Below are 24,325 nucleotides of genomic sequence, written 5' to 3'. Positions count from 1 at the left end.
TTTCGCGCATCTTCGCCTTGATCAGGGAGTGGCCGGTCTTGTAGAAGAACGGCTTGCCGCCCAGCCGCCGGATCTCATCCACCAGGGCCTGCGAGCACTTCACCTCTACGATGGCGTCCGCGCCGGGGTGCTTGGGGAGGATCTCGCGCCAGAACAGGATCATCAGCTGGTCTCCCCACACGATCGCGCCCTGGTCGTCGACGACGCCGATGCGGTCCCCGTCGCCGTCGAACGCGATTCCCACATCGGCACGTTCGGTCCGCACCGTCTGGATCAGGTCACGGAGGTTTCCCGGATCGACTGGATCCGGATGGTGATGGGGAAACGTCGGATCGCTCTCACAGTACAGGGGCAGCACGTCGACGCCCAAGTCGCGCAACGCGTCCGGTGCGATCACGCTTGCCGTGCCGTTTCCGCAGTCCACGACCGCGCGCAGCCGCCGTGCTCCCAGCCGGACCTTCTCCTGCAGCATCCGCCGGTAGGCGGGCTTGACATCGGTGGCGCGGACGGATCCGCGGGCGGTGACGTGCGCTTCGGATTCGACGAGCCGCCGGATCTCCTGGATTTGCTCCCCGTACAGGGTGCCGAATCCGTGCGCGAGCTTGAAGCCATTGTATTCGGGAGGATTGTGGCTGGCGGTGATCATGATCCCGCCGTCGATCCCCAGGTGCACGCGCGCGAAGTAGAACAGCGGCGTTGTCACCATCCCCAGGTCGGTGACCTCGCAGCCGGAATCGACAAGCGCGTCGACGACCGCGTCCCGTAGCTGCGGTGAGGAGGTGCGGTTGTCGTAGCCCACGACGACCGGGAGCCCCACGGCGGGCGAAGGGAGTCTGGAATGCAAATACGCGGCGAAGGCGCGCGCGATCGCCGCTGCGCCTTGCGGAGTGATGTCCTGCCCGAAGACGCCGCGGATGTCGTACTCGCGGAAGATCTCGGCTTTGACCATGGCGTCCTCCTCGACCCGACCCCGTCCCCAATGGGGGGGAAGGTGACTCACCGCGTGTGCCGGGCGTCATCGATCCCCTCTCGGTTCCGCTCCAAGCGATCCCCGCCGCCCACCGGTTCGGCTCGCCGCTATTGTACCCTGGTCGGGCCGCCGCCTGCGGCACACCCCGTCGCCGTGACGGGCGGCTCAGGGAGGGGGTTGCGGGACGTGTTGCTGGACTCTGGGCGAGGAGAACAGGTTGAAGGTAATCCAGAACTGCTGCTGGACCACGCGGTACGTTAGACCGACGTCCAGGCAGTCGCACCTCTTGCCGATGCTCAGGGCGAGGTCTTCGAACGCGCCGGTGGTCAGATTGTACTTCGCGAGGACGCCAAACCGCCACTCGCCCGGCGTGACGAAGCGCACGTCCCCGAGCAGTTTCGCGTGTTGCAACACGAAGTCGTACTGCACCCCGGCTGCGAATGCGAACCCGGTCGAGGCGTAGGCGTACGAAGCCGTGACGACGCTCTCGCGCAAGGGCGCGTCGAACAGGAACGGCGTGCTGCCGTAGATTTCCGACCACAAGTACGACAGCGAGAAGGTCGAGCGTGCGTCGACTCGATAGGCGAGCGTGGCACCCGCGGCGGGCACCAACAGCGTCCGGTCCGCGTAGACAGAGTAGCGGACGGATCCGCCCAGTGTCAGGGTCATCGCGTCGCCCAGTGCCCAGGATGCGCCGCCCACCCGGACGGTGGCTTCGAGTTTCGGACTCTCCGCGCCGGTCGCACGTTCGCGGTAGTATCCGGCGGAGGCTGCGAACGACACCGGAAGCAGCCCACCCCAAGGGGCGGTGGCGTAGCGCAGCTCGGCCGCCTCGTACAGGCGGTTTTCGGCATCCCGCAGGACACCGGCCAAGAACTCCGCGGACCAGGTCGGTTGCGCGTAGCGCAACCGGTTGTATCCCTCCCACCCCAGGGCGGTGTTGTAGCGCAGGTACGCCTCCCCGGCGACGTCTCCGAGCGGGTACGGGTAGCGCACCCCGACCCACAGACCGGACAGCCCGTCGTAGCCGCCCTCCGGACGCGGGAAGTTTCGGGCCGGTGCCTCCGGCGCCGCGTCGTCGAGGGGGATCTCGAACCGCGGGACCCGCAGGATGACCGCATCACCGGCGCGCAGCGCCGCATTCTCGGCGATCACCATACGCCCCGGGACGACCGTGACCCGCTCGGCCGTAACGCTGTACAAAGGGGAGGCAGGATCGCAGATGGTGACGAGCGCATCGAGCGCGCGAAACACTCCCTGCTGCAACTGCACTTCTCGTGCACGGTAGTAGACGGCGTCCTGGACGGCACGGACGTCGATCGCCTCCCCGGTCTGGTTGCGCAGGTCGTAGCGGAGCGCCCCTGCGGCCAGCCGCCGGTCCCCCTGGACCAGGATCACGCTTCCGCGTAGGAGGATTTCCTGACGATCCAGGTCCACCAGCGCGTAGTCGGCCCACAGCCGGACGTCGCGGTACTCGATGCGAACGTTCCCGGTGGCTTCGATGCGCCGCCCGGTGGTGTCGTACACGATCCGATCGGCCTCGACGACGACCGGCGGGATCTGGGCCGCAGCGGGAGCCGTGACGAGCAGCACGGCGAGTGCACAGGCGGCACGAGCACGACGCATGGAATCGTTACCTAACCTCCGTGTTCTTCACGTGCGACTGTGCCCGGCGACGGCGGGCACCAACGCGGAGGATAGCACACGGCCAGCGCACTATAATGACGTGGTGGACATTCTGATCGTGTCGAACGGGCCGGGCGAGGTCTGGGGATGGGCGTTTCCGCTGGCCCGGGCCCTCCGCAGCGTGCACGCGCGGGCGTCCGTGACGCTGGCCCTGCCGCCCTGTCAGTACGCGACCGGGCGGGAAGCCGACCTGGCGGCGCGATCCGGATTGTTTGACCGCATCGAGCCCCCCGCGCGCGTCGTGCGGCTGGTCCTGGGTGCAGGACATGTGCGGGCCGACTGCGTGGCCCACCTCGGTGGGGATCTGTGGTATGCTGCGCGTCTTGCGCGGCGCTGCGGTTGTCCTGCGGTGGCGTACGTCGAGCGCACGCTGATCGCCCGCCGGCACCGGGCGTTCGCATGGATCGCCACCAACACCTCCGAACTCGCACGGCAACTCGTCGCGCTGGGCGTACCGCAGACCAAGATCGAAACCGTGGGTGACCTGCGGGCCGACGCGCTGAACCTGATCGATCAACGCACCGACGGGCTCGGAGCAGACGTCTCCCTAGAAGGGGCCGACGGGCGGCGGCCCCTGCTGCTGCTTTTGCCCGGTTCGCGGCCGCGGATCTTCGAGGCGCTGGCGCCGCTGATGGTGGAGGTGGGCGAGGGCGTCCGCCGCCTGGTGCCAGAAACCGAGGTGGCGGTCGCGCCCTCCCCGTTTTTGTCCGAAGACCTGGTGCGCCACCGCCTCGACGGCGCCAGGGTGCGGGTCGTCACCGATGAATCCGAACGTCTGCAGGCGTTCCGGCGTGCGGCGCTGGCCCTGACGATCCCAGGCACGAGCACCGTGGAACTCGGGTTGCTGGGCACACCGATGCTCGTGTGGATGCCACTGTATGACCCGTCTCGGATCCCGCTCGAAGGGACCAAGGAGTGGGTGCTGCGGTTTCCGGTGATTGGTCCTGCGGTCAAGGGGGTCCTTCTGCGGCGCTACTTCCGGGCGGGGCGGTTCGTCGCGACCCCCAACCGTCTGAGCGGTCGGCCCCTCGTCGAGGAGGTCGTCGGGGACGCCCCACCGGACGAGGTGGTCCGCCGCGTCGCCGCGCTGCTGCGGGATCCCCAGCGGCTGCGGTCGATGCGACAGGGGCTCCGACGGCACTTCCCCGCAACCCCCGGCGCCGCCGAGCGCCTCGCCGGCGGGATCGTGGAGATCGCAGCATGACTCCGCCACACCCCAGGAGGATCGCCGGCGTGGAAACCGGACGACTCCGCGACACCCTGCTGCAGCCGGTACGCGGCGCGCTGTGGGAGGCCGCTCGCCCGCACCGCGGTCGGCTCGCACTGGCAGTGGTGTGCGTGCTGGCCGTGACCGCCGCGGGTCTGGCCGTGCCGCTCCTGTTCGGGGACACCGTCGACCGCATCGTCGCCACCGGCGATCTTGCGGTCCTCGGACACGCAGCCCTCGTCGTCTTGGGTGTCTTCGCGCTGCGTACACTGTTCCTATATGGACAGATCTACTTCAACTTTGCCTTCGCCCACATGTCCACGGCGGCGCTGCGCGACCGGATCTTCTGGCGGATGCTGCGCTGGCCGGTCGAACACGTCGGTACGTGGCGCAGCGGAGAGATCATGTCGCGCTCTCTGCACGACACGCAACTCGTGCACACCCACCTGCTGGTCGGGCTGGTGGACTTCATCGGGACCGCCGCAACGCTGCTGGGGACGATCGCGATGCTGTTTGTCCTGGAGTGGCGCCTGGCCTCGGTCACGCTCGTCATCCTCCCGGTGGTCGCGCTGGTCGCGCGCCACTTCGGAGGCCAGATCCAAGCCGCCTCCGAACGTGCACAGCAGGTGGTCGCAGACCTCGCATCGCGGGTGCGGGATGTCATCGCCGGCGCCCGCGTCGTGCGCGCCTTCGTCCAGGAGGCTCGGGAGCGGGAACGCTTCGCGCGCGAGAACCGCGCGCTGCTGGGCGAACAGATCCGCATCAGCCGCCTGATCGCCTTTGAGGTCTCGGCCGTCACGATGGCTACCGCGCTCGGCCTGGTGGCCTTCCTGTGGCTGGGCGGACAACTGGTCGCCTCGGGCACGATGACGCCCGGGGCGCTCGTCGCGTTCGTCGCCTACGTGGCGCTTGCGGTCGAGCCAGGAGTGAACCTCACGAGGATCTACAGCAACGTGCGCCAGGCGCAAGCCGCCCTCGAACGGATCGAGGAGGTGCTGCGGGTCCCGGTCGTCCTGGAACCGTGGGGCGCCCGGGAAGTTCCCTCACCGCTGGGTGAGATCGTCTACGACGACGTGTGGCTGGCCTACGAGCCCGACCGGTGGGCGCTGCGCGGCGTCTCGTTGCGCATCGATCCCGGCGAGCACGTCGCACTGGTGGGCCCCAGCGGCGCCGGCAAGAGCTCCGTGGTCAACCTGCTGCTGCGCTTCTACGACCCCACGCGCGGGCGCATCACCGTGGGCGGCGTCGACCTGCGCGAGGTTCGGGCGGACTCGCTGCGGCGGCGGGTGGCCTACGTCCCCCAGGAGACGATCCTCTTCGGCGGCACGGTGCGCGACAACATCGCCTACGGTCGCCCGGACGCTCCGTCCGAGGAGGTCGTGCGGGCCGCTCGGGCCGCCAACGCTGACGAATTCATCCGGGCCCTGCCCAGAGGCTACGATACCGAACTCTCCGAAGCCGGCCTGAACCTCTCCGGCGGTCAGCGGCAGCGGCTGGCGATCGCGCGGGCGCTGTTGATGGATCCGGACGTGATCGTCCTGGACGAGGCGACCTCGTCCCTCGACGCGGAGTCCGAGTTGCTGGTGCAGGAGGCCATCGACCGCCTGATGCATGGACGCACCGCACTCGTGATCGCACACCGCCTGAGCACGGTGCGTCACGCCGATCGAATCGTGGTGCTGGACGAAGGCCGGGTGGTCGAAGAAGGTTCGTACTCGGCGCTGATGGCTGCCGGCGGCGCGTTCAGGACGCTCGCCGAAGGACAGCTGCTGTCGGAGGGTAGCGAGCAGCCCGTCCTCCACGGACCTCCCACACCGGGACGGGGTGAGCCGTGAAGCTGTCCGTCGTCGTCCCGACCTACAACCGCGCCGAGATCCTGCGCGTCTGCCTGCGGTGTCTGACGGAACAGACGCTGTCCCGCGACCGCTTCGAGGTCCTCGTCGTCGACGACGGCTCCGACGATCATACCCGGCAGGTGGTGACGGCCTTCGAAAGCGACCTCCATATCCGCTATCTCAGGCAGCCGGAGAACCGGGGACGGGCCGCGGCCCGTAACCGCGGAATTCGGGAGGCCGCCGGTGAGGTCGTCGTCTTCGTGGACAGCGACGTCTTCCCCACGCCCGGGTTTCTGCGGGCGCACGCCGACGTCCATGCGCGCGGCGAGCGGGTCGTCGGCCGCGGACCGCTGATCCTGACCGACAGGGCGGACGGCAGGTTCGCCAGGGGCAGGCTGATGCGGGACGCCTCCCCCGCGTTCTTGGACACCGCGAACGCCTCGGTTCGCCGATCGCACCTGCTGGCGGCCGGCGGGTTCGACGAGGGCTTCCGCCGGTACGGGTGGGAGGACGTGGACCTGGGGATCCGCCTGCGGCGGCTGGGCCTGCGGCGCGTGTTCTCTGCCCGCGCGCTGGCCTATCACTACCAACCTGCGCCGTCGGCTGCGGCCCTGCCAGCTCTGTTGCACAAAGAAGAAGAGCGCGCGGGTACGGCGGTGCGGTTCTTGCGCAAGCACCCGGGGTGGGCAAGCCGCATGGTCGTGCAGCTGACTCCGCTCCACGGCGCCGTCGTTCAGGTCATGACGCTGGGAGGCGTGGTCAACGAGCGCACCCTGCCCGGGATCCTACAGAGAGTTGGGAACCGTTTCCTGCGCCACCTGCTGCTGCGGGGCGTCCTGAACCGCCACTACCTCAAGGTGCTCAGACGGGAATGGAACCGCACGGCCACCGTACGGGCCACGCAGATGTAACAACGGCGGCCGTAACCGCCCCCTCCGGACCGTTCCCGCACGGCAGCCCACCCGCGGCGCCGGCGGGCGGCTGGTCGTCGGCGCGGGACGCCATCCTCTGCGCGACCGCCGCACTGCTCTCCCCGGGATACGCCCTCGTCGGGGCGGTCTTGCTGTTCGTGGTGCTGGTCTTCGAAGCGATCGCCTGCCGTCGCAACCCCTGGGAGCCGACCCCGATCGACCCCCTGATCGTGGTGTGGATCGGGGCGGTCACCGCCTCGGCGTTGATGTCTGACCACCGCACGCTGGCGGTGCTCAACAGCGCGCTGCTCGCACTGGGCATCATGCTCGGCTGCGCCCCGATGACACGTACCCTGCACGAAAGACCCAGGTTCGTGCGCGCGCTGTACACGTGGTGGGTCGCCGGCGGCGCCGTCGCCGGCGTGATGGCCATCGTCCACTTCGCGCGGGGTGGCACCGGCGGGCGTGGGGAGCTGCCCCAGCTGGGGTTCAACGCCACCGGCACCGTCCTGCTGATCGCCTCGCTGCTCGCCCTGACGCTGCTCGTCACCGGCCGCGGCCGCACGACGTACCTCGCGGCGGCGGCACAGCTGCCGATCCTCGCAGGGCTGGCGAGCACCATGAGCCGGGGCGCGTGGCTGGGCTGGTGGGTCGGCGTGTTCACCCTGCTGGTCATGGCGCGGGTCGGCACCCCATCCATGCGGCGGCGCGCGTGGGCAGCCGCAGGAGTGCTCGCGGCGGCCGTGCTCGTCGCGGTGGCGGCGCATCCCGACCTCTTGCGGCGTGCCAGGTCGACGCTGACAGCCGAAGTGAACCGTGACCGCCTCCTGCTGTGGCAGGCGTCGTGGCGCATGTTCGCCGACCACCCCTGGTGGGGTGTCGGGTTCGGGGCGTTCGTCCACGTCTTCCCCGGCTACCGCTTGCCGGGCGATCCCAACGAGTTTCCGCCGTTCGCGCACAACCTGCTGCTCAGCATGGCGGTTGAGACCGGCGCACCGGCCGCAGCAGCCTTCCTCGCGTTGATCGTGGCAATCGCGTGGGTGGGCGCGTCCCGGAGCCTGCGGGGTCCCCCCGAGCACGGGATGCTGCGGGCCGGTGCGACAGCGGCGTTTGCCGGAGTGATGGGCCACCAGATGGTAGACGGGACGTTGCAGGCGTTCCACCTGGGCTTTGCGTTCTGGTTCCTCGTCGCGGTGATGGTGGCGCCACCGGACCGTGCGCCTCAGGAAGCCTCTTCGCAGAACGCCGTCGATCTCCGTCCCACGAATCCGCCCCGATGACGAGGATCTCCGTCGTCATTCCGACGCACAACAGCGCACACGTGCTGGGCACGACCCTGGATCACCTGGCGCGCCAGGACTACCCGCCCGACCGGTTCGAAGTCGTTGTCCTCGACGACGGATCGACCGACGATACCCAACGAGTCGTCCAGGCGCGGTCCGCAACGCTTCCGGTCCGCTACGTGTACCAGCCCAACGCCGGCCGGGCCGCGGCGCGCAACGCCGGCGCGCGAGCGGCACGCCATCCGGTGATCCTGTTCCTGGACGCCGATGTCTGGGCCGAACCCGACCTCCTCCGCCAGCACGCCAAGCACCACGACGGCGGCGAGCGCGTGGGGGTACAGGGGCCGAGTCGGACGCATCCGGCCTCCCGCACCAACCCCTTCATGGAGGTCAAAGAACTGTTCCCCGATCTGACGCCCCGACGCCGACGAGACCTCTCCCCCTACCACGTCATCACGCGCAACTTCTCCGTGCGCGCCGACGACCTGTGGGCGGTGGGCGGTTTCGACGAGTCGTTCACCGGCTACGGGTGGGAGGACATCGAACTCGGACTGCGGCTGCGCAGGCACGGTGTGAGCCTGCGCTGGGAGCCGGCCGCGATCAGTTGGCACCACCACGTCGAAGACCTCCCCACGGCGCGCCGCAAGCAGACCGAATCCGGAGCCGGAGCGGTGTATTTCTGGCGCAAGCACGGGTCGCCGTTCGGGTTGGGCATGTTCTTGGAACTCCACCCGCTGATCCGGCCGCTGAAGTGGGTCGTCTACCGCAGCGGGCTGTTCACGCCGTGGATCCGCGTCGTCCTGCGCGCCGCCGAACGGCGACTGGAGCGCGGGGCCGGATGGCGCCGGCGCCTGTGGCTGCTGATCGCCAGCGAGTGCTACAACCACATGCTGTGGGAGGCATACTACGAGGGGGTGTGGCGGGCGCTGCGGCAGGGACCGCCGACGGCCCACCCCGCACCACGCGGCGCCGACCGCCGAACGCACGTCCTCATCGTCTCCAACGGATACGGAGAGGACCTGATGGGTGCGGTGCTGGCGCGCGAACTGGTTGCGCGCGGAGCCGCGGTGTCCGCCTACCCGCTGGTCGGCATGGGCCACGCCTACCACGCGATCGACGTCTCGGTGCTGGATCCGCGCCGCACGCTCCCGACCGCGGGCTTCGGGTTTCGCACCGGCGTGCGCGAGGCGTGGCGCGACCTCCGCGCCGGATGGATCCGGCTCACGCTCGCGCAGCGCAGGACCCTGCGGGCGATGCGAGGCGCCGTCGACCGGATCGTGGCGATCGGCGACGTCTTCTGCCTGTGGATGGCCGCCGCCGCAGACCCCGGACGGGTCGTCTACGTTCCCACCGCCAAGTCGGAACGCAACGATCCCCACCTCGGCTTCGAGATCGCCATGATCCGGCGGCTGGCCGAGTCGTCCTTCCCGCGCGACGAGCTCACGACCCGGCGGTTCGCGGCTGCTGGGTTGCGCGCGGAGTACGTCGGCAACCTCATGATGGACTGCCTGCAGCCTGACGGCGACGACTTCGGTCTGCCTCTGCACGCACCCGTCGTCCTGCTGCTCCCGGGCAGCCGCGCCGACGCGCCCGCCAACCTCCGTCTGCTGCTGGAAGCCGCGGCGCGCGTGGCCGCGGTGCGCGACGACGTCGCGTTCCTCTGCGCGCTGTCCCCGACCGTCCACAGCCGGACCCTCGCCGAGAAGGCCGGCGCGGTGCTCGCCGGAGATGAGATCCGCGTCCTCGATCGGCAGGGACCGGCCGTCCAGCGCGGTCTGTCCGTCCGCCTCACACGCCGCTTTGCCGACGCCGCCGTGCGCGCGACGGTCGTCTTGGGAATGGGCGGCACCGCCAACGAACAGGCCGCTGGCTTGGGCAAGCCGGTGGTGGCCTTTCCCGGTCCGGGCCCGCAGTTCACGCGCAGGTTCCTCGCGCTGCAGGCGAAGTTGTTGGGCGAGGCCCTCGTCCCCGTCGCGGATCCGGCGCAGGCCGCCGCCGTGGTGTTGCGCCTGCTGGCCGATCCCACCGAACGCACCCGGCGCGGCGAGGCCGGTCGGGCAAACATGGGGACACCCGGAGCGGCAAAGCGCATGGCCGACCGCATCCTCGGCCCGTAGGACTTTCGATACGCGCCGGCCAATCTCAAGGGGGGTAAGCAACCGCTCCGTCGGCGCGCCCTGTGTGGCGGCACGCGATAGCAGAGTGTGCGGCGGAATCTGGGGCCGATCTTGCCTGGATATGCAGGCGATGCTTTGACCTCACAGGACGAAGTCGACTCCGTCCTGTGGAACTACCCCGAGTTCGATACCCCGGAGGAAGTCGAGGCGGTCTTCCGCGCCCAGCGCCGACTGACCTTCGGACATGCGGCTTTGTTCTTCGCGGGGACGCTCCTCCTGCCGGTGCTGCAGGCGCTTTGGGATCCGTGGGTGACGCTGCCCATCTGGGGCGGACTCACGCCCGCGTTCGTCGCGGCCACCATCGTCTACCCGCTGTTTTGCGTTCTCCTGGCGATCTCGTACACGATGCGGGCCAACCGCCTGGAGGAAGACCTGCTCGAACGCCATCGCGACGACTCCCTCCGCCCGGGTAGCTGGGCGCCGCCCGGAGGTCGGTGACGTGCAGACGGCCGCTCTGGCGACCACGCTGGGCGTGATGGCGGCCGCGCTGGTGCTGTCGTGGTATGCGCGCCGGCAGGCCAGCACACGGCTCGAGTTCTACCTGGCCAGCCGCACGGTGAATGCCTCGCTGAATGCCTCGGCGGTGTGCGGCGACTACTTCAGCGCCGCGTCGTTCTTGGGTGTAGCGGGGGCCGTGTACGCATCCGGGCTGGACGGCGTCTGGTTCGGGGTGGGGTTCGCCGGCGGCTTCGTGCCTCTGCTGCTGTTCACCGCCAGTCCGCTGCGGCGCTTCGGGGAGTACACCCTGCCGGATTACTTTGCAGCTCGGTTCGATTCGGCCGCTGCCCGGCTGGTCGCCGTCGCGCTCGTGCAGATCATCGTCCTGTTCTACCTGGCTCCGCAGATGGTCGGTGCCGGGACGGTGTGGGAACTGCTGGTCGGAGGCGGGGTCCTGGGCCTCAGCCCCTACGCCACCGGCGTGACGGTCACCGCCGTGGCGATGATCGCCTTCAGCATCCTCGGCGGCATGCGGGGGATGACCTGGAACCAGGCGCTGCAGTTCTGGATCATGCTGTCGGCCGTCGCGCTCGTGCTCGCATTCGCAGCCGCCGCCGGTTTCAGCTACACTCGGGCGCTGCGGGATCTCAGCGCCGGACCGCTGGTCAATCCGGAGCGCTGGCGCGTGGCCGACCTGCTGCGCCCGGATCCCGACGGCCGGCTTCCGGTCGAGGTCGCCCGCTCGGTGATGCGCGAGGCGTACTGGCAGCAGCACATCGCACCCCGGCTGGCGGATCCCGATGCCGAGGTCGTGGTGTTGATGCCACAGCGCAGCCGCCTACGGGCCGAACCGGCGGTATTCAACCGTCCGGGACACCTGTACACGCCGCTGGACCATGCGTCGCTGCTGCTGACGCTGGTCCTCGGGACCGCGGGGTTGCCGCACGTCGTGATGCGCTTTTACACGAACCCCACGGGCCCGATGGCTCGCCGCACCACGGTGTACGTCGTGCTGTTCACCAGCGCGTTCTACTGGCTGGCGAGCGCGGCCGGCGTGGCCGGACGCACGCTCACCCCCGCCCTGTCCGACGACAACGTGGGCGTGGGGTTGGCGGTCCAGGTCGTGGACGGGCTGCTGATGCACCCCGATCAGGTGCTGCCCTTCCTCGCGCAGAGTCTGGGAGGCAGCATGCTGCTGGGGTACGTGGCTGCGGGTGCCTTCGCGGCGATGCTGTCCACCATCGGCGGGTTGCTGCTGGCGTCGGCGGCGTCCTGGGGCCACGACGTCTTCGAGCAGTTCCTGCGACCCGACGCCCCAGAACGCCTCCGAGTGCGCGTCGCCAAGATCGCGCTGGTGGCGATGGCCCTGGTGGCTTTGGCCGTCGGCCTCGCGATCCCCCGTGTCGCCCTATTCCGTGCGTTTCCGGCGGTGATCGCCCTGATGGTCAGCTGGGCGTTCGCGGTCTCGGCCAGCGGCCTCGTGCCGGTGCTGGTGGCCAGCATCTGGTGGAAGGGGGTCACACCGCGCGGAGCCATCGCGGGGATGATCACCGGCGGCGGCGGATGTCTGCTCCTGCTAGGCGCCGACCTCCTGCGCATCCTGGACGGACCGACGCCGCCTTTTCTCGGGGGGCTCACGGGATTCTCCCTGCCGACGCTGTACACGGCGCCTGTCGCCCTGCTCGTCATGGTGGCAGTCTCGCTGGCGGACCGCCGCAACGTGCCGCAGCACGTGGGCGAGATCTGGCTGCGGCTCCACGGCACGGCCCGCGAGCGTCAGGAACGGCTGCTCGAGCAGCTGGGAACGGGGGCGGTCCCTCCGACCTGACCTCCGACGCCCGCCGGGGTCAGGGTTCGCGCAGTCCGAGGCAGCGGCGTACCACGGGGGCTAGAGCCCGACTCACCGGGATCTCCGTCCGTTCGGCGTCGTCGACCACCAGCCCGATGTTGCCTTTGAAGTACGGTACCACCTCGCGTACCTTGGCGAGGTTCACGAGGAACCTGCGGTGCACGCGCAAGAATCCGTGCGGCCGCAGTCTCGCCTCGAGTTCTCTCAGCGTGAACCGACAGCCCAGCCGCTCCCGGTGCAGCTTCAGGTAGACTTGCTCGGCCTCCGCGTAGGCGAAGGCGATCTCCTCGGGCGGCACGAGCACGGTGACGTCGTGGCGGTGCGCGGGGATGCGCGCCGGTGAAGGGGCGGCCCGCTCGGTGGCGCCCTTCGGAGGCGGATGGGCCCCCAGGCGCTCGAGCACGTGTGCGATGCGTTCCTCGTCGAACGGCTTGAGGAGGTAGCCGGCGGCGCCGACGTCGAACGCGTCGACGGCGTACTGTGAATACGCCGTCGTAAACACCACGTGCGGACCACCGCTGGCCGCCAGTTCGCGCGCCAGATCCAGCCCGCTGCGCCCGGGCATCTCGATGTCCAAGAACACCACGTCGTAGGGTACCGCCGCGATCAGCTTGCGTGCCTCGTCCGCGGTGGCCGCCTCGCCGACGATCTCCACGTTGGGGAAGTGGGACAGTTGCGCCCGGAGTTCTCTCCGCGCCGGGTACTCGTCGTCGACGATCAGTGCGCGCATCATGCCCCCCACCTCACGACGTCACCCACCGACCTGACGCCCAGCCTGTTCACCAACACCAAAAACAGCTCCGCCGTCGCCACCGCGTCGGTGGCGGCGTCGTGGCGCGGATACCGGGGAAGCCCCACCCGCGCGCGCGCCCGCCCGAGCTCCACAGGCACCGTGCCACTTCGGCCAAACAGCCAGCGTAGCCTGCCGTCGAGCCGCTGCAACAGGCGCACGGTGTCGACCACCGGCCCGGGGGGCCAGGAGATCCCGGCACGTTCGTAGCCGCGCCGGAGGAACGGGACGTCCACGCTGGCCCCGTGCACCACGAGCACGCCGCCGCGCAGCCGGCGATCCACCTCGCGCACCACCTCCGGCCACGCGGGTGCGTCGGTCAGGTCGGCGGGTACGATGTGGTGCGCACGCGAACCGCGCCACCGCGCCGTCTCTCGCTCCAGCCGGACGAAGCTGCGGTACAGGTCGGCGCAACAGACGACGCCTCCGTGCACCGGCACCACACCCACGGAGAGGACCTCCGCGCGTGCAGCGTCCAGATCCGACGTCTCCAGGTCCAGGCACCAGTAGACCGCTTCGTGCCAGGGACTGCGAACCCCCTCTGCCCGACGGAACCCCACGCTTGTCAAGGTCTCTGCCTCCGGACGGCCCGCGCGAGCCGTCACGCCCACAGACCCATGTGGAATCGGTGCCGGATCCCCTCCTGCGCCTGGCGGACGAACCAGAGCGCGTGGCGGAGGTTGCGCCGCTCTCCCGGCGACAGCGCGTCCAGTGCGATCTCATTGCCCGGTTTGTCCCCTCGCTTCCACGCGGCCAGCTGGGCACGCAGGCGAAGCCGCATGGCCAGTTCGAACGCATCGACGAGCCCCTCGGCGTCCTCGCGGCTGAGCAGGCCGCTCTCGGACGCCGAGCGCAGTCTGCGAATGGTGTTGCGCTCCCGCGTTGCGCCTTGCAGCGCCAACAGCCGGCCGATGCACACCACCGGCGCGATCGCACCGGTCTTCAGATCCAGTCTGCCCTCGTGCGTCTGTAGCCGACGGAACGGGCCCAGCGGTGGCCGGAACTGGACGCAACCGCGGGCGAGGTGGGCCACGAACAGGCGGTTGTTGCGGGCGCCGGCGACCGTCCGCTCCAGAGGTTCCAGATCGAGCTCGCCGCCGGCGCTGCGGAAGTCGAAGAACACATGGGCGTTCAGGAGGTTCTCGCCTTCCGGTCGCCGCATCCACATCGTGAAGCGCTGCACCCACTCCGCCAACGGGCCGTGCCAGTTGATCGCCATGTAGCCGCCGGGACACGGAGGAAACCCAGCCGTCGCCAGACGACGCGACACGGCCTGGGCGAAGCGCACGAAGTACGGCTCCTCGCCCTGCCCACCGTACACCAACGCATTGTCCTGATCGGTGGGCAGGATCTGCTCCTGCCTGCCCTCCGATCCATACACCATCCACGCGTAGGGAACCGGGGGCGCCCCCAGTTCGGCCTCCGCCTCGCGCAGCACGCGACGACACAGGGCGTCGTGGAGGCGCGAGACGGTCTGGCACAGAGCAGCGATCCCCACGCCGGCCTCCATCAGCGAGGAGGCCACGGAGGCGACCTCGTCCGCATACCGGTCCAGGCTGCCTTCCTCCAGCCGCTTCAACACGAACAGCGGGCTGCGAGCCTGCAGCTGCATGAGGTCGGTATCGGTGACCATGCCCACGACCTGCCCGTCGCGAAGGACGGGCAGATGGTGGATGCGCCTCTCGAGCATCTCCATGAGCACCGCGAAGACCGGCGCATCGGCCGGGATGGTGTGCGCCGGACTCGTCATGATCGCATCCACGGGGGTGTCGGAGCCCAGCCCGCGGGCCAACACCTTCGAGCGCAGGTCGCGATCCGTCACGACGCCTGCGACCTCGCCCAGCGCCACGCTGTCGGTGCCTGGCTGGGCCCGCGCCACCACCAGTGAGCTGACGCCCTCTTCGGCCATCCGGCGCGCCGCCTCGCCGACCGTCACCCCAGGTGTCACCCACACCAGGCGCCTGCGCACGAGGCTGCCCACGGGCACGAACAGGCCAGCGGGCGGTTCGTCGCGCACACTTTCCGCGGTCGCCCGCACCCGGGCGACGAGCTCTGCTGGCCATCGGTACACGAGCAGGTCTTCCTCGGCCGTGACCTCCGCCGGCAGCCCGCCGAAAGGACGCTCCCCTCTGCCGAACGTCTCGCCTTCCTCCAGGTGCACGCTCTCTCCGGCGGGGGTCGCGACCTTCACCGCACCCCTTCGGATCAGGTAGACGTGCGGGGTCTGCGCGTCCCAGTTCACGACCACCCTTCCCTTTGGGAAGAACAGGATCTCGAGCTGGCCTTCCAGTTGCGCGACCGCAGCACGGGATAGCCTGCCGAACGGTGCGGTGCGGCGGACGAACTCCATGGGATCCATGGCGGCCACCGAGCGCTCACCGCATGGGTAGCCTGAGGTGCACCGTAGTACCCCTGCCGGGCGTGCTCTCGATCTCGAGGCTGCACGCATCACCGTACAGCCTCCGCAGGCGCTCCCGCACGTTGGCCAGCGCGACCCCACCCCGGACGCTCCGCGGCATCGCTTCGCCGGGGTGACCGTGCAGGATCTCCTCCACCCGCTCCGGCGGCATCCCGACACCGTCGTCCCGCACGGTGATGTGCACACGCAGCAGCAGGAGGTCCAAGCGAGCACGGATCTCCAGCGTGCCGGGCCCGTTCTTGGGCGCGATGCCGTGCCGCACCGCGTTCTCCACCAAAGGCTGAACCGACAGCGCCGGCACGCCCACCTTGAGCACCTGGGGATCGATGTCGTAGGTCACCCGGAGCCGGTCCCGGAAGCGCGCCTGCTCGATGAAGAGGTAGTCGCGGATGTACTGGTATTCGTCTGCGAACGGGATGATCTGCCCTCCCAGCTGCATGTTCATCCGAAAGAGGTCCGCCAGGCGCAGCAACAGCCTGCGGGCCATCTCCGGGTCGTCGCGCATGTAGCTGACGACGGTGTTGAGCGTGTTGAAGAAGAAGTGCGGGTTGATCTGAGCCTGCAGCGCCCGCAACTCCGCCTCGGCGGCCAGACGGGCCTGCTGGTCCATCTGCGCCAGCGCCAACTGCATCGCCAGCAGCCGCGCGAACACCTCGGCCGCCCGCGCGACTTCGTTCACGGACTCGCCGTTCCCCGAGACCACGAACCCGAGCGCTCCCAGGACGTCTCGGCGGTAGACCAGCGGCGCCGCAACCACGGCCACCCCCGACAGCGCCCGGCGCACCGCGCCGCCGCGGCTTCTGACATCCCGCAGGACCTGCCGCACCACCTCCACGACCTGCGGGTCTTCGAAGGCGGGCCCCTCGGAGGCCAGCACCTCCTGGCGCTCGGCGACGACGACGCCGCGGACGTTGTCCAGCTGCGCGAGCATCCGGACGGTCTCTCGCGCAGTCTCCCGGTTCAGCCCCTCTCGCAGCACCGTCAACGGGTCCGAGATCCCGCCCAGCGCGGCGGCGCTCCGCTTGCCGTGGTAGCCGAGGTGGGCCATGCTCAGACGTCCCACCACCACGGCGAGTACCGCATTGAACAGTCCCACCGCCACCGCGAGGGAAAGCGGATCCGCGCGGACCATGGAGTAGAGGACGATCGTCTCGAGGACCGTCAGCAACGCCGCGCTGGCCGCCGCGACCCGGAGCATGACGTGGACCCTCCGACGCGCAGTACTTTGACGGAGGGCACAGCCAAACCCTCCCCAGCGGCCCAGCGAATTCCCGTTTCGGCGACAATCCCCCGGCCGCCCGCGCGGGCGCAAGGCCCGTTCACCGTCGCGAGACCACCGTTCACCGCACCGTTCACCCGCACGAAACACCCGGTCGACGTCGGGGGTGCGACGGCTCACCCCCTCTCCGAGCCGGTTCGCCCGGCAAACCGCCGCGCTGAGGCCGCAATCGTTGACCTGCTCGGTGTGCGGTCTTACCGAAGGGGTGGGGGCTGTTCGCAAACCCGAAGCCCGCGCCGGCGGGCGACGAGGCGGGCGACGACAGGGGGGTGCGCATGGCGAAGACCGTCGAACATCCCGAAGAGCATCTGCCCGACGACCTCAAGAGCTGGTACTGGCAACGCCTGGTCCGGATCACCTTCTGGTTCTTCCTGTTGTGGAGCGTGATCGCCGTCTGGTGGCACATCCCGGCGCCGCACGCCTGGCGGAACGTCTTGATCTTCGGCAACATGCCGCTGCACTGGTACCTGGCCGCGTTCATGAGCATCTGGGTCGGTGTCGCGATGATTTTCGTCTACCACGTGGCGATGAGCCGGGTCGAACGCGGCCTGCGCGAGCGGGCCCTGGAAGAGTGGGAACGGCTGCCCGACGACGTCCGGCTCGAACTCGGTGCGGCCGGGACGCCCAGCGGCGCGAGCCACGAGCCGTGAGGAGGAGACCGGCATGCGGATCCATCCCGAGGTCTATCGCGTCCTGATCCCGAGCATCGCCGCCTACATTGCGATCACAGTCGTCCTCGGGGCGTTCAACCCCAGGATCGCCGCCGGCTGGATGGTGATCGGATCGATTTTCATGTACATCTCGATCGCCTACGTCGCCCGCGGCACGACCGCACACGCGATGTACGTCGCCGAACGGCGGATCCCGCCCGTCGTCAACGGGGCCGCCACCGCCGCGGACTGGATGAGCGCGGCGAGCTTCCTATCGATGGCCGGTGCGATCGCGCTGCTGGGATATGACGGTCTGCCCTACATCATCGGCTGGACGCTCGGCTACACGATCCACGCCTTCTTCATCGCACCCTACGTCCGCAAGTCCAACACCTGGACGGTGCCCGACCTGGTGGAGACCCGCGCCGGCGGCTACGGACCGGCGCGGGTTATCGCGGTGATCATGCTGTTCATCACGTCGCTCACCTACCTCACCGCGCAGCTGGTGGGCGCCGGCGTGGTCTTCTCGCGCTTTTTGGGTATCCCCGCGCAGATCGGCGTGTTCGGAGCCCTGTTCGGCATGGGCATCTACGCCGCCAGCGGCGGCTGGAAGAGCATCACGTGGACGCAATTCGCGCAGTACATCGTGTTGATCATCGCCTACCTCGGGGCGGTGTTCATCGTCGCCAGCATGCTCGGCCTGTTCAAGCCGCTGCCCTGGTTCGGTTACGGGGATCTCATCCAGTCGCTGCAGAGTCGCGAAGCTCAGTTCGGACAGACCCCCTGGACCACGCCGTTCGCTAAGCCGCTGGGGGGCGCTTCGGGTCAGGTCAACTGGATCCTCTCCGCTCTGCTGCTGATGCTGGGCACCATCGGGTTGCCGCACATCCTCATGCGCTCGTACACGACGCCGACCGCGTCGGCGGCGCGCCTCAGCGTCGGCTGGGCGCTGTTCTTTATCGGCCTCCTGTACTGCACCGCGCCGATGTACGCGGCGATGGCCCGCCACGCCTTCAGTGGCCTGTGGGGTCGTCCGATCGCGGAGGTTCAGGCGGTGCCGTGGGTGGCGAAGTTCCTTCCGACGGGGCTCATCCGGATCGAGGACGCCAACGCCGACGGGATCCTACAGCCTGTCGAGCTCAGCTTCCACGGCGACATCGTCGTGATCGGCATGCCCGACATGTGGGATCTGGCCTGGTGGATCGCTCCGTTCGTGGCGGTCGGCGGCCTGGCGGCGGCCCTGAGCACCGCCGACGGCCTGCTGATGGTCATGACGACCGGCGTGACGCGCGACATCTACCACCGGTTCATCAACCCCAACGTCAGCGAGCAGCAGGAAATCCGCCTGACCCGGATTCTCGTCATGGTCCTGTCGGTCCTGGCAAGCTTCCTCGCGTTCCTGGCGATCAACGATCCGCGGTTTGCCTTCTACGTCGCCCTGCTGGTCGGCTGGGCGTTCGTGTTCGCCGCCGCCAGCTTCACGCCCGCAGTGGTTCTGGGAACATTCTGGAAACGGCTCAACCGCTACGGGATCATCTGGGGCATGGTCGCGGGCATGGCCACAGCGCTCCCCTACGTGCTGGCAGTGGGCGTCTTCGGTGCCCCTCCGTGGTCTCTGTTCGGTCAGCCCATCGGCACTCTCGCCTGGGGCTGCATTGCGTTCGCGGTCAACCTGGTCGTGTCGGTCATCGTCTCCCTGATCACCCAGCCGGAGGGCCGGGCGGTGATGCAGTTCGTCGACCGCATGCGCCTACCCGATCTGGCGCACATGCCGGCGGTGGCGGGTGGGTCCGACGGCGGGGAGGAGGCGCGCGGTTCGTCGAGCGCGACGTAGGGCAAACAAACGGCAGCCGGCATTCCGCTTCTCGCCTCACCCCGGACTGCCGGCTGCCTCCACGGTAGGCGGCGGATCCATGTCCGAGGCCGTTCGCGGAGTGTCGAGCCTGGTGCCGCCCCAGGTCCGGGCCCTCGACGAGCATGCGCGCGCGGACCCGGCCCGCTTCTGGGAACGCGTCGCTGAGGGTCTGCCCTGGCTTTCCCGCTGGCAGACGGCCTTCACGCAGCACGGCACGAGCTTCCGCTGGTTCTCGGGCGGGCTGACCAACCTCGCCCGCAACTGCCTGGACCGCCACGTCGCGTCGGGCCGGGCCGGGCATGCGGCCCTCGTCTACGCGAACGAGCGCGGCGAGCGCCGCGTGTACACCTACGCGCAGCTGCTCTACGAAGTCGAGCGCCTCGCCGCAGCCCTGCGCGGCGCCGGGATCCGCAAGGGCGACCGTGTCACGATCTACATGCCGACCTGCCCCGAGGCCATCGCGGCGATGCTGGCCTGCGTTCGGATCGGGGCCATCCACTCGGTGGTGTTCGCCGGTTTCGGCGCCGGCGCACTCGGAGAGCGGATTCGGGCCAGCGGTTCGCGACTCGTCCTCACCGCCGACGTGGCCTACCGCAAGGGCGGCGAGGTGCGTCTGAAGGAGATCGTCGATGCGGCGCTGCGCGAATCCGGAGGGTCGGTGGAGCGCGTCGTGGTCCTGCAGCGCACGCCCGACGGTGTGCAACTCGAGCCCGGCCGCGACGTGCCGTGGGGCACCTTCCTCAATGGGGCCGCCGGACAGTCCGGTGGTTTCGAGCCGATGGAGGCCAACGAGCCTGCCTACATTCTGGCCACCTCGGGCACGACCGCCAAGCCCAAGCTCGCCGTCCACACACACGGAGGCTACCAGGTCGGGATCCATGCGGTGGGCCGCTGGTGTTTCGCCCTGAGGTCGGACGACGTCTGGTGGTCGACTTCGGACATCGGCTGGGTAGTTGGTCACAGCTACATCGTCTACGCTCCGCTGCTGGCAGGCTGCACGACGGTCGCCTACGAGGGCGCGTTGGACCATCCGGGTCCGGAGACGCCGTGGCGGATCGTCGAGGAATTCCGGGTCACCGGCGTGTTCACCTCACCGACCGCGGTGCGGCTGCTGATGAAGTACGGTGAGGACCCGGCTCTGCGCTATGACCGCTCGTCGTTGGAGCGTGTCTTCTGCGCCGGCGAGGTGCTCAACCCGCCGGCCTGGGAGTGGCTGCAAAAACGCGTCCTCGACGACCGCGTCCCCGTCATCGACCACTGGTGGCAGACAGAAACCGGAGGGCCCGTGATCGGCAACCCCTACGGGATCGCGATGCTGCCGATCAAGCCCGGATCGGCCGCCATCCCCCTGCCGGGGATGGAGGTCGCGGTCATGACGCCGGAAGGCCAAGTCTGCGGCCCCGGCGAACGAGGGGTCCTCGTCATCCGACGCCCGTTCCCCAGTCTCACACCGATGCTGTGGGGCGAGCCGGAGCGGTACGCGCAGGACTACTGGAAGCGAATCCCCGGGACCGACGTGTACTTCACCGGCGACGCCGCCCAGATGGACGAGGACGGATACGTCTGGTTCGCCGGACGCGCGGACGAGGTGATCAAGATCGCCGCGCACCGGATCGGCACCGTCGAAGTCGAAACTGCCTTCCTCAAGCACCCCGTGGTCGCCGAGGCAGGCGTGATCGGCCGCCCGGACGAACTGCGCGGGGAGGTGATCTCCGCGTTCGTCGTCCTCAAGCAGGGGCACCAACCGTCGGAGACGCTCCGCAGGGAATTGCTGGAGACGGTGCGGCGCGAACTCGGCCCCGTCGCCGTCGTCGGCGAGGTCAACTTCGTCTCGATGCTGCCCAAGACGCGCAGCGGCAAGATCATGCGCCGCGTACTCCGGTCGGTGATCCTCGATCGCGATCCCGGCGACATCACGACGATCGAGGACGAGGGATCCGTAGAGGAGGCACGCAGCGCCTGGTGCCGGATGCGCGAGGAGATCGGCGCAGCAGGTAAGGAACGGGGGTGAGGCTAAGCAATCCACAGGGGTCGGCTTTCGTGACGGGAGACGGCGCCACAAGCCGGTGAGGGGGGATCTGGAGATGGACGGCCAGGGTATACAGACGCAGGCGGGGATCGAGGCGTTGCTCATCGAGCAGCGGCGGTTTGCTCCGCCCGCCGAGTTCGCCCGCCGCGCGAACATGAACGATCCGAGGGTCTATGAGGAGGCTGCCCGCGATCCCGAGGCCTTCTGGGGGCGGTACGCCGCTTCCGAACTCCATTGGTTCCGCAGGTGGGACCGCGTATTGGAGTGGGATGTGCCGTGGGCGAAGTGGTTTATCGGGGGACAGATCAACATTTCGTACAACTGCGTCGACCGCCACGTGCATACCCGGCGGCGGACCAAGGCGGCGATCGTCTGGGAGGGCGAACCCGGCGACAGCCGTGTGCTCACCTACCAGGACCTCCACCGCGAGGTCCAGCGCTTCGCCAACGTCCTCAAGGGGCTGGGGGTGCAGGCGGGAGACCGGGTCACCATCTACATGGGCATGGTCCCGGAGCTGCCGATCGCGATGCTCGCATGTGCCCGCATCGGCGCACCGCACAGCGTCGTGTTTGGGGGTTTCTCCGCGGACGCCCTCGCCGGCCGGATCAACGATGCCACCGCAAAGGTGCTGATCACGCAGGACGGCGCCTGGCGCAGGGGGCAGGTCGTCCCGCTCAAGCAATACGCTGATCAGGCAGTGGCCAACTGCCCGTCGATTGAGAAGGTCGTCGTGCTGCGCCGCGCCGGCGACCGTGCGGACGTCGACATGAAGAGCGGACGCGACGTCTGGTGGCACGAAGAGATGGAGCGCGCATCCCCAAGCTGTGAGGCCACGCCGCTCGACAGTGAGCACCCGCTGTTCATCCTCTACACGTCGGGTACGACGGGCAAACCGAAGGGTGTGCTGCACACGACTGGGGGATACGCCCTCGGCACGCACCTCACCACGAAGTGGGTATTCGACCTGAAGGACGAGGATTACTACTGGTGCACGGCCGACATCGGATGGGTAACCGGCCACTCCTACATCGTCTACGGGCCGCTGAGCAACGGGGCGACCTCCGTGATGTACGAGGGCGCGCCCGACTGGCCGGACAAGGACCGGTACTGGCGCATCGTGGAGAAGTACCGGGTGAACGTCCTGTACACCTCACCCACCTTCATCCGCACCGCAATGAAGTGGGGTACGGAGTATCCGAAGCGGTGCGACCTCGTCAGTCTGCGGCTGCTGGGTACGGTCGGCGAGCCCATCAACCCCGAGGCGTGGATGTGGTACCATGAGAACATCGGAGGCGGTCGCTGCCCGATCGTCGACACCTGGTGGCAGACGGAGACCGGCTGCATCCTCATCACGCCGCTGCCCGGGCTGACGACGACCAAACCCGGGTCGGCCACGGTACCCTTCCCCGGGATCTCCGCGGACATCGTGGACGAACAGGGCAACCCGCTGCCGCCCAACGCCGGGGGCTACCTCGTGCTGACCCGGCCGTGGCCGGCGATGCTTCGGACGTTCTGGGGAGATCCCGACCGCTACGTGCAGACCTACTGGAGCCGGTTCCCCGGAAGGTACTTCACGGGCGATGGTGCCCGCCGTGACGAGGATGGCTACTACTGGATCCAGGGTCGGGTCGACGATGTCGTGAACGTTGCGGGTCATCGGCTGAGCAACATCGAGATCGAAAGCGCCCTCGTCGCCCACCCCGCGGTCGCCGAGGCCGCAGCGATCGGCCGTACCGATCCCGACAAGGGGCAGGCCGTCTCGGCGTTCGTCGTGCTGCGGGCAGGATACGAGCCGAGCGACGAGCTGCGGGGGGCGCTGCGCGACTGGGTCGCGCAAAAGATCAGCCCCATCGCGCGTCCGGCCGATATCTTCTTCACCGCGGACCTGCCCAAGACGCGCTCTGCCAAGATCATGCGCCGGCTGCTGCGCGACATCGCTGAGGGGCGGGCGCTGGGCGACACGACGACGCTGCTCGATCCCTCGGTCGTGCAGCAGATCAAGCAGAGGTACGTGGAGGAGGGCAAGGAGGAGGGATAGCGCTGCCGGCTACCGGGGCCCGGCGGCCGGCAGCACCCAGAAGATGTTGGACCACGCGCGGCCCACGCTGCGGCCCAGACACTCCACCCGCACGAACCGATCTTCCGGGGAGGGCTCGTACTCGGCGGACGGGCCGGCCACCTCGCGGCGGATGGCGCCGCGGTGGTCGAGGAACCGGATCGTCGCGGCGTCCGTCTGTGCGACGATCCTCCCGTCCCGAACACCGAAGCGCGCCGTCGGGCCCGTGGACGCGTAGACGGCCCCGCGGATTAGCGCTTCCTTCAGGGCCACGGCGCTGACCTCCCTCACGCGCACGACCACCCAGGCGCGGTCGAACTGGTCGGCCACGTGCAGGTCGTCGCCGGCCGCCGGCGCGATCGGATGACCGGGACCGTGGTGGGCTGCGGCAGCGGCCCAGCGCCGTGTGTCCTCGTCGCTGTTGGAGTGGACGTTCCAGACCTCCACGAAGGAGTATCCCCGCAACTGCAGCATCGTCCGCAGGCTCCACCCCGCCGACCCGAGGTTGCCCCTCCACGACGGGTGGTTCAGCCCGGCCACCCCGCCCCGGCGACGCACATCCTCCACCACGGCCTGCGCGCCGGAACCCGCCGGCAGCACGTCGACGAACAGGCAGGACAGGTGGGGTCCCAGCGGTCGCACGGGCTTGGGGATTGTACGCTCGACGCCGGAGATGGTGCAGAAGTCCCGGTCAGACAGACCTTCGGCGGGCGTCACCCGGTCGTGGTCGGTGAAGGCCACGAAGGCGTAGCCTGCATTCCGGTACTTCTGCACGACCTCCGCTGGCTCGTATCGCCCGTCAGAGTTGGTGGTGTGGCAGTGCAGCTGCGCCCGACGGTCCGTTCCGGGTACCGCGTAGGGGTCGAGAATGTGCATGGTTTCAATGTACAC

At 69.1% G+C, this 24,325-nt stretch carries 18 protein-coding genes; 11 read left to right on the top strand and 7 right to left on the bottom strand.

The features are described 5' to 3' along the window. The coding region (locus tag QN163_04610; GenBank protein MDR5683291.1) for a phosphomannomutase/phosphoglucomutase at positions 1–949 on the bottom strand (949 nt) is incomplete at its 3' end. Between the two features lie 186 nt (positions 950–1,135). Then, positions 1,136–2,596 (bottom strand): hypothetical protein, encoded by a 1,461-nt coding sequence (locus tag QN163_04605; GenBank protein ID MDR5683290.1) that lies wholly within the window; start codon positions 2,594–2,596, stop codon positions 1,136–1,138. A 103-nt stretch (positions 2,597–2,699) separates the two neighbouring features. Here QN163_04605 and QN163_04600 point away from each other — a divergent pair, with 103 nt between their 5' ends. The 7 genes from QN163_04600 to QN163_04570 all read left to right on the top strand — a co-directional run bounded on the left by QN163_04600 (position 2,700) and on the right by QN163_04570 (position 12,335). Beyond that, the gene (locus tag QN163_04600; GenBank protein ID MDR5683289.1) at positions 2,700–3,860 is read left to right on the top strand and encodes a hypothetical protein; all 1,161 of its coding nucleotides are present in this window, start codon (positions 2,700–2,702) and stop codon (positions 3,858–3,860) included. Further along, positions 3,857–5,698: an ABC transporter ATP-binding protein gene (locus QN163_04595; GenBank protein ID MDR5683288.1), complete on the top strand. Its 1,842-nt coding sequence runs from the start codon at positions 3,857–3,859 to the stop codon at positions 5,696–5,698. The genes QN163_04600 and QN163_04595 overlap by 4 nt, the downstream gene beginning before the upstream one ends. Beyond that, positions 5,695–6,609 carry a glycosyltransferase gene (locus QN163_04590; protein MDR5683287.1) on the top strand — a complete coding sequence of 305 codons (915 nt, stop codon included), beginning with the start codon at positions 5,695–5,697 and terminating at the stop codon, positions 6,607–6,609. The genes QN163_04595 and QN163_04590 overlap by 4 nt, the downstream gene beginning before the upstream one ends. Further along, positions 6,570–7,889, top strand: a complete 1,320-nt coding sequence (locus QN163_04585; protein MDR5683286.1) for an O-antigen ligase family protein — start codon at positions 6,570–6,572, stop codon at positions 7,887–7,889. The genes QN163_04590 and QN163_04585 overlap by 40 nt, the downstream gene beginning before the upstream one ends. Next, positions 7,886–10,009, top strand: coding sequence for a lipid-A-disaccharide synthase-related protein (locus QN163_04580; protein MDR5683285.1), 2,124 nt, complete (start codon positions 7,886–7,888; stop codon positions 10,007–10,009). The genes QN163_04585 and QN163_04580 overlap by 4 nt, the downstream gene beginning before the upstream one ends. 135 nt (positions 10,010–10,144) lie before the next feature. Beyond that, positions 10,145–10,507, top strand: coding sequence for a DUF485 domain-containing protein (locus QN163_04575; GenBank protein MDR5683284.1), 363 nt, complete (start codon positions 10,145–10,147; stop codon positions 10,505–10,507). 1 nt (position 10,508) lies between these two features. Further along, positions 10,509–12,335, top strand: a complete 1,827-nt coding sequence (locus QN163_04570; GenBank protein MDR5683283.1) for a cation acetate symporter — start codon at positions 10,509–10,511, stop codon at positions 12,333–12,335. A 19-nt stretch (positions 12,336–12,354) separates the two neighbouring features. On the opposite strand, the gene QN163_04565 is transcribed toward QN163_04570, so the two are convergent. From QN163_04565 to QN163_04550, 4 genes are read right to left on the bottom strand one after another with little or no spacing between them, the layout of a single operon-like run. Continuing rightward, positions 12,355–13,089 carry a LytTR family DNA-binding domain-containing protein gene (locus tag QN163_04565; GenBank protein ID MDR5683282.1) on the bottom strand — a complete coding sequence of 245 codons (735 nt, stop codon included), beginning with the start codon at positions 13,087–13,089 and terminating at the stop codon, positions 12,355–12,357. Then, on the bottom strand, positions 13,086–13,706 hold the full coding sequence (locus tag QN163_04560; protein MDR5683281.1) for a 3'-5' exonuclease: 621 nt from the start codon (positions 13,704–13,706) through the stop codon (positions 13,086–13,088). The genes QN163_04565 and QN163_04560 overlap by 4 nt, the downstream gene beginning before the upstream one ends. Positions 13,707–13,747: 41 nt before the next feature. Then, a complete protein-coding gene (locus QN163_04555; protein MDR5683280.1) occupies positions 13,748–15,505 on the bottom strand; it encodes a DUF294 nucleotidyltransferase-like domain-containing protein in 1,758 nt (585 codons plus the stop codon). A 16-nt stretch (positions 15,506–15,521) separates the two neighbouring features. Next, complete coding sequence (locus tag QN163_04550) at positions 15,522–16,763, bottom strand: histidine kinase (GenBank protein ID MDR5683279.1); 1,242 nt, start codon at positions 16,761–16,763, stop codon at positions 15,522–15,524. A gap of 356 nt (positions 16,764–17,119) precedes the next feature. On the opposite strand from QN163_04550, the gene QN163_04545 reads away from it, so the two are divergent. The 4 genes from QN163_04545 (at position 17,120) to acs (ending at position 23,416) form a co-directional block, all read left to right on the top strand. Beyond that, the gene (locus tag QN163_04545) at positions 17,120–17,494 is read left to right on the top strand and encodes a DUF4212 domain-containing protein (GenBank protein ID MDR5683278.1); all 375 of its coding nucleotides are present in this window, start codon (positions 17,120–17,122) and stop codon (positions 17,492–17,494) included. Positions 17,495–17,507: 13 nt separating this feature from the next. Continuing rightward, positions 17,508–19,328, top strand: coding sequence for a VC_2705 family sodium/solute symporter (locus QN163_04540; GenBank protein ID MDR5683277.1), 1,821 nt, complete (start codon positions 17,508–17,510; stop codon positions 19,326–19,328). Positions 19,329–19,407: 79 nt separating this feature from the next. Then, a complete protein-coding gene (locus tag QN163_04535) occupies positions 19,408–21,360 on the top strand; it encodes an acetate--CoA ligase (GenBank protein MDR5683276.1) in 1,953 nt (650 codons plus the stop codon). Positions 21,361–21,433: 73 nt separating this feature from the next. Beyond that, on the top strand, positions 21,434–23,416 hold the full coding sequence (gene acs, locus QN163_04530) for an acetate--CoA ligase (protein ID MDR5683275.1): 1,983 nt from the start codon (positions 21,434–21,436) through the stop codon (positions 23,414–23,416). 9 nt (positions 23,417–23,425) lie between these two features. On the opposite strand, the gene QN163_04525 is transcribed toward acs, so the two are convergent. Beyond that, positions 23,426–24,310 (bottom strand): CehA/McbA family metallohydrolase, encoded by an 885-nt coding sequence (locus tag QN163_04525; GenBank protein ID MDR5683274.1) that lies wholly within the window; start codon positions 24,308–24,310, stop codon positions 23,426–23,428. Positions 24,311–24,325 lie beyond the last annotated feature (15 nt).

This window comes from Armatimonadota bacterium (assembly GCA_031432545.1).
Taxonomy (GTDB): Bacteria; Sysuimicrobiota; Sysuimicrobiia; order Sysuimicrobiales; family Sysuimicrobiaceae; genus Caldifonticola; species Caldifonticola tengchongensis.
This window is presented reverse-complemented; position numbering and strand designations above follow the sequence as displayed.

What these genes read in the sequence shown, in the direction of transcription:
- QN163_04605 (MDR5683290.1), bottom strand. Translation starts at nt 2,596, where the DNA reads ATGCGTCGTGCTCGTGCCGCCTGTGCACTCGCCGTGCTGCTCGTCACG.
- QN163_04595 (MDR5683288.1), top strand. Translation starts at nt 3,857, where the DNA reads ATGACTCCGCCACACCCCAGGAGGATCGCCGGCGTGGAAACCGGACGA.
- QN163_04585 (MDR5683286.1), top strand. Translation starts at nt 6,570, where the DNA reads ATGGAACCGCACGGCCACCGTACGGGCCACGCAGATGTAACAACGGCG.
- QN163_04580 (MDR5683285.1), top strand. Translation starts at nt 7,886, where the DNA reads ATGACGAGGATCTCCGTCGTCATTCCGACGCACAACAGCGCACACGTG.
- QN163_04565 (MDR5683282.1), bottom strand. Translation starts at nt 13,089, where the DNA reads ATGATGCGCGCACTGATCGTCGACGACGAGTACCCGGCGCGGAGAGAA.
- QN163_04555 (MDR5683280.1), bottom strand. Translation starts at nt 15,505, where the DNA reads ATGGATCCCATGGAGTTCGTCCGCCGCACCGCACCGTTCGGCAGGCTA.
- QN163_04550 (MDR5683279.1), bottom strand. Translation starts at nt 16,763, where the DNA reads ATGCTCCGGGTCGCGGCGGCCAGCGCGGCGTTGCTGACGGTCCTCGAG.
- QN163_04545 (MDR5683278.1), top strand. Translation starts at nt 17,120, where the DNA reads ATGGCGAAGACCGTCGAACATCCCGAAGAGCATCTGCCCGACGACCTC.
- QN163_04540 (MDR5683277.1), top strand. Translation starts at nt 17,508, where the DNA reads ATGCGGATCCATCCCGAGGTCTATCGCGTCCTGATCCCGAGCATCGCC.
- QN163_04535 (MDR5683276.1), top strand. Translation starts at nt 19,408, where the DNA reads ATGTCCGAGGCCGTTCGCGGAGTGTCGAGCCTGGTGCCGCCCCAGGTC.
- acs (MDR5683275.1), top strand. Translation starts at nt 21,434, where the DNA reads ATGGACGGCCAGGGTATACAGACGCAGGCGGGGATCGAGGCGTTGCTC.
- QN163_04525 (MDR5683274.1), bottom strand. Translation starts at nt 24,310, where the DNA reads ATGCACATTCTCGACCCCTACGCGGTACCCGGAACGGACCGTCGGGCG.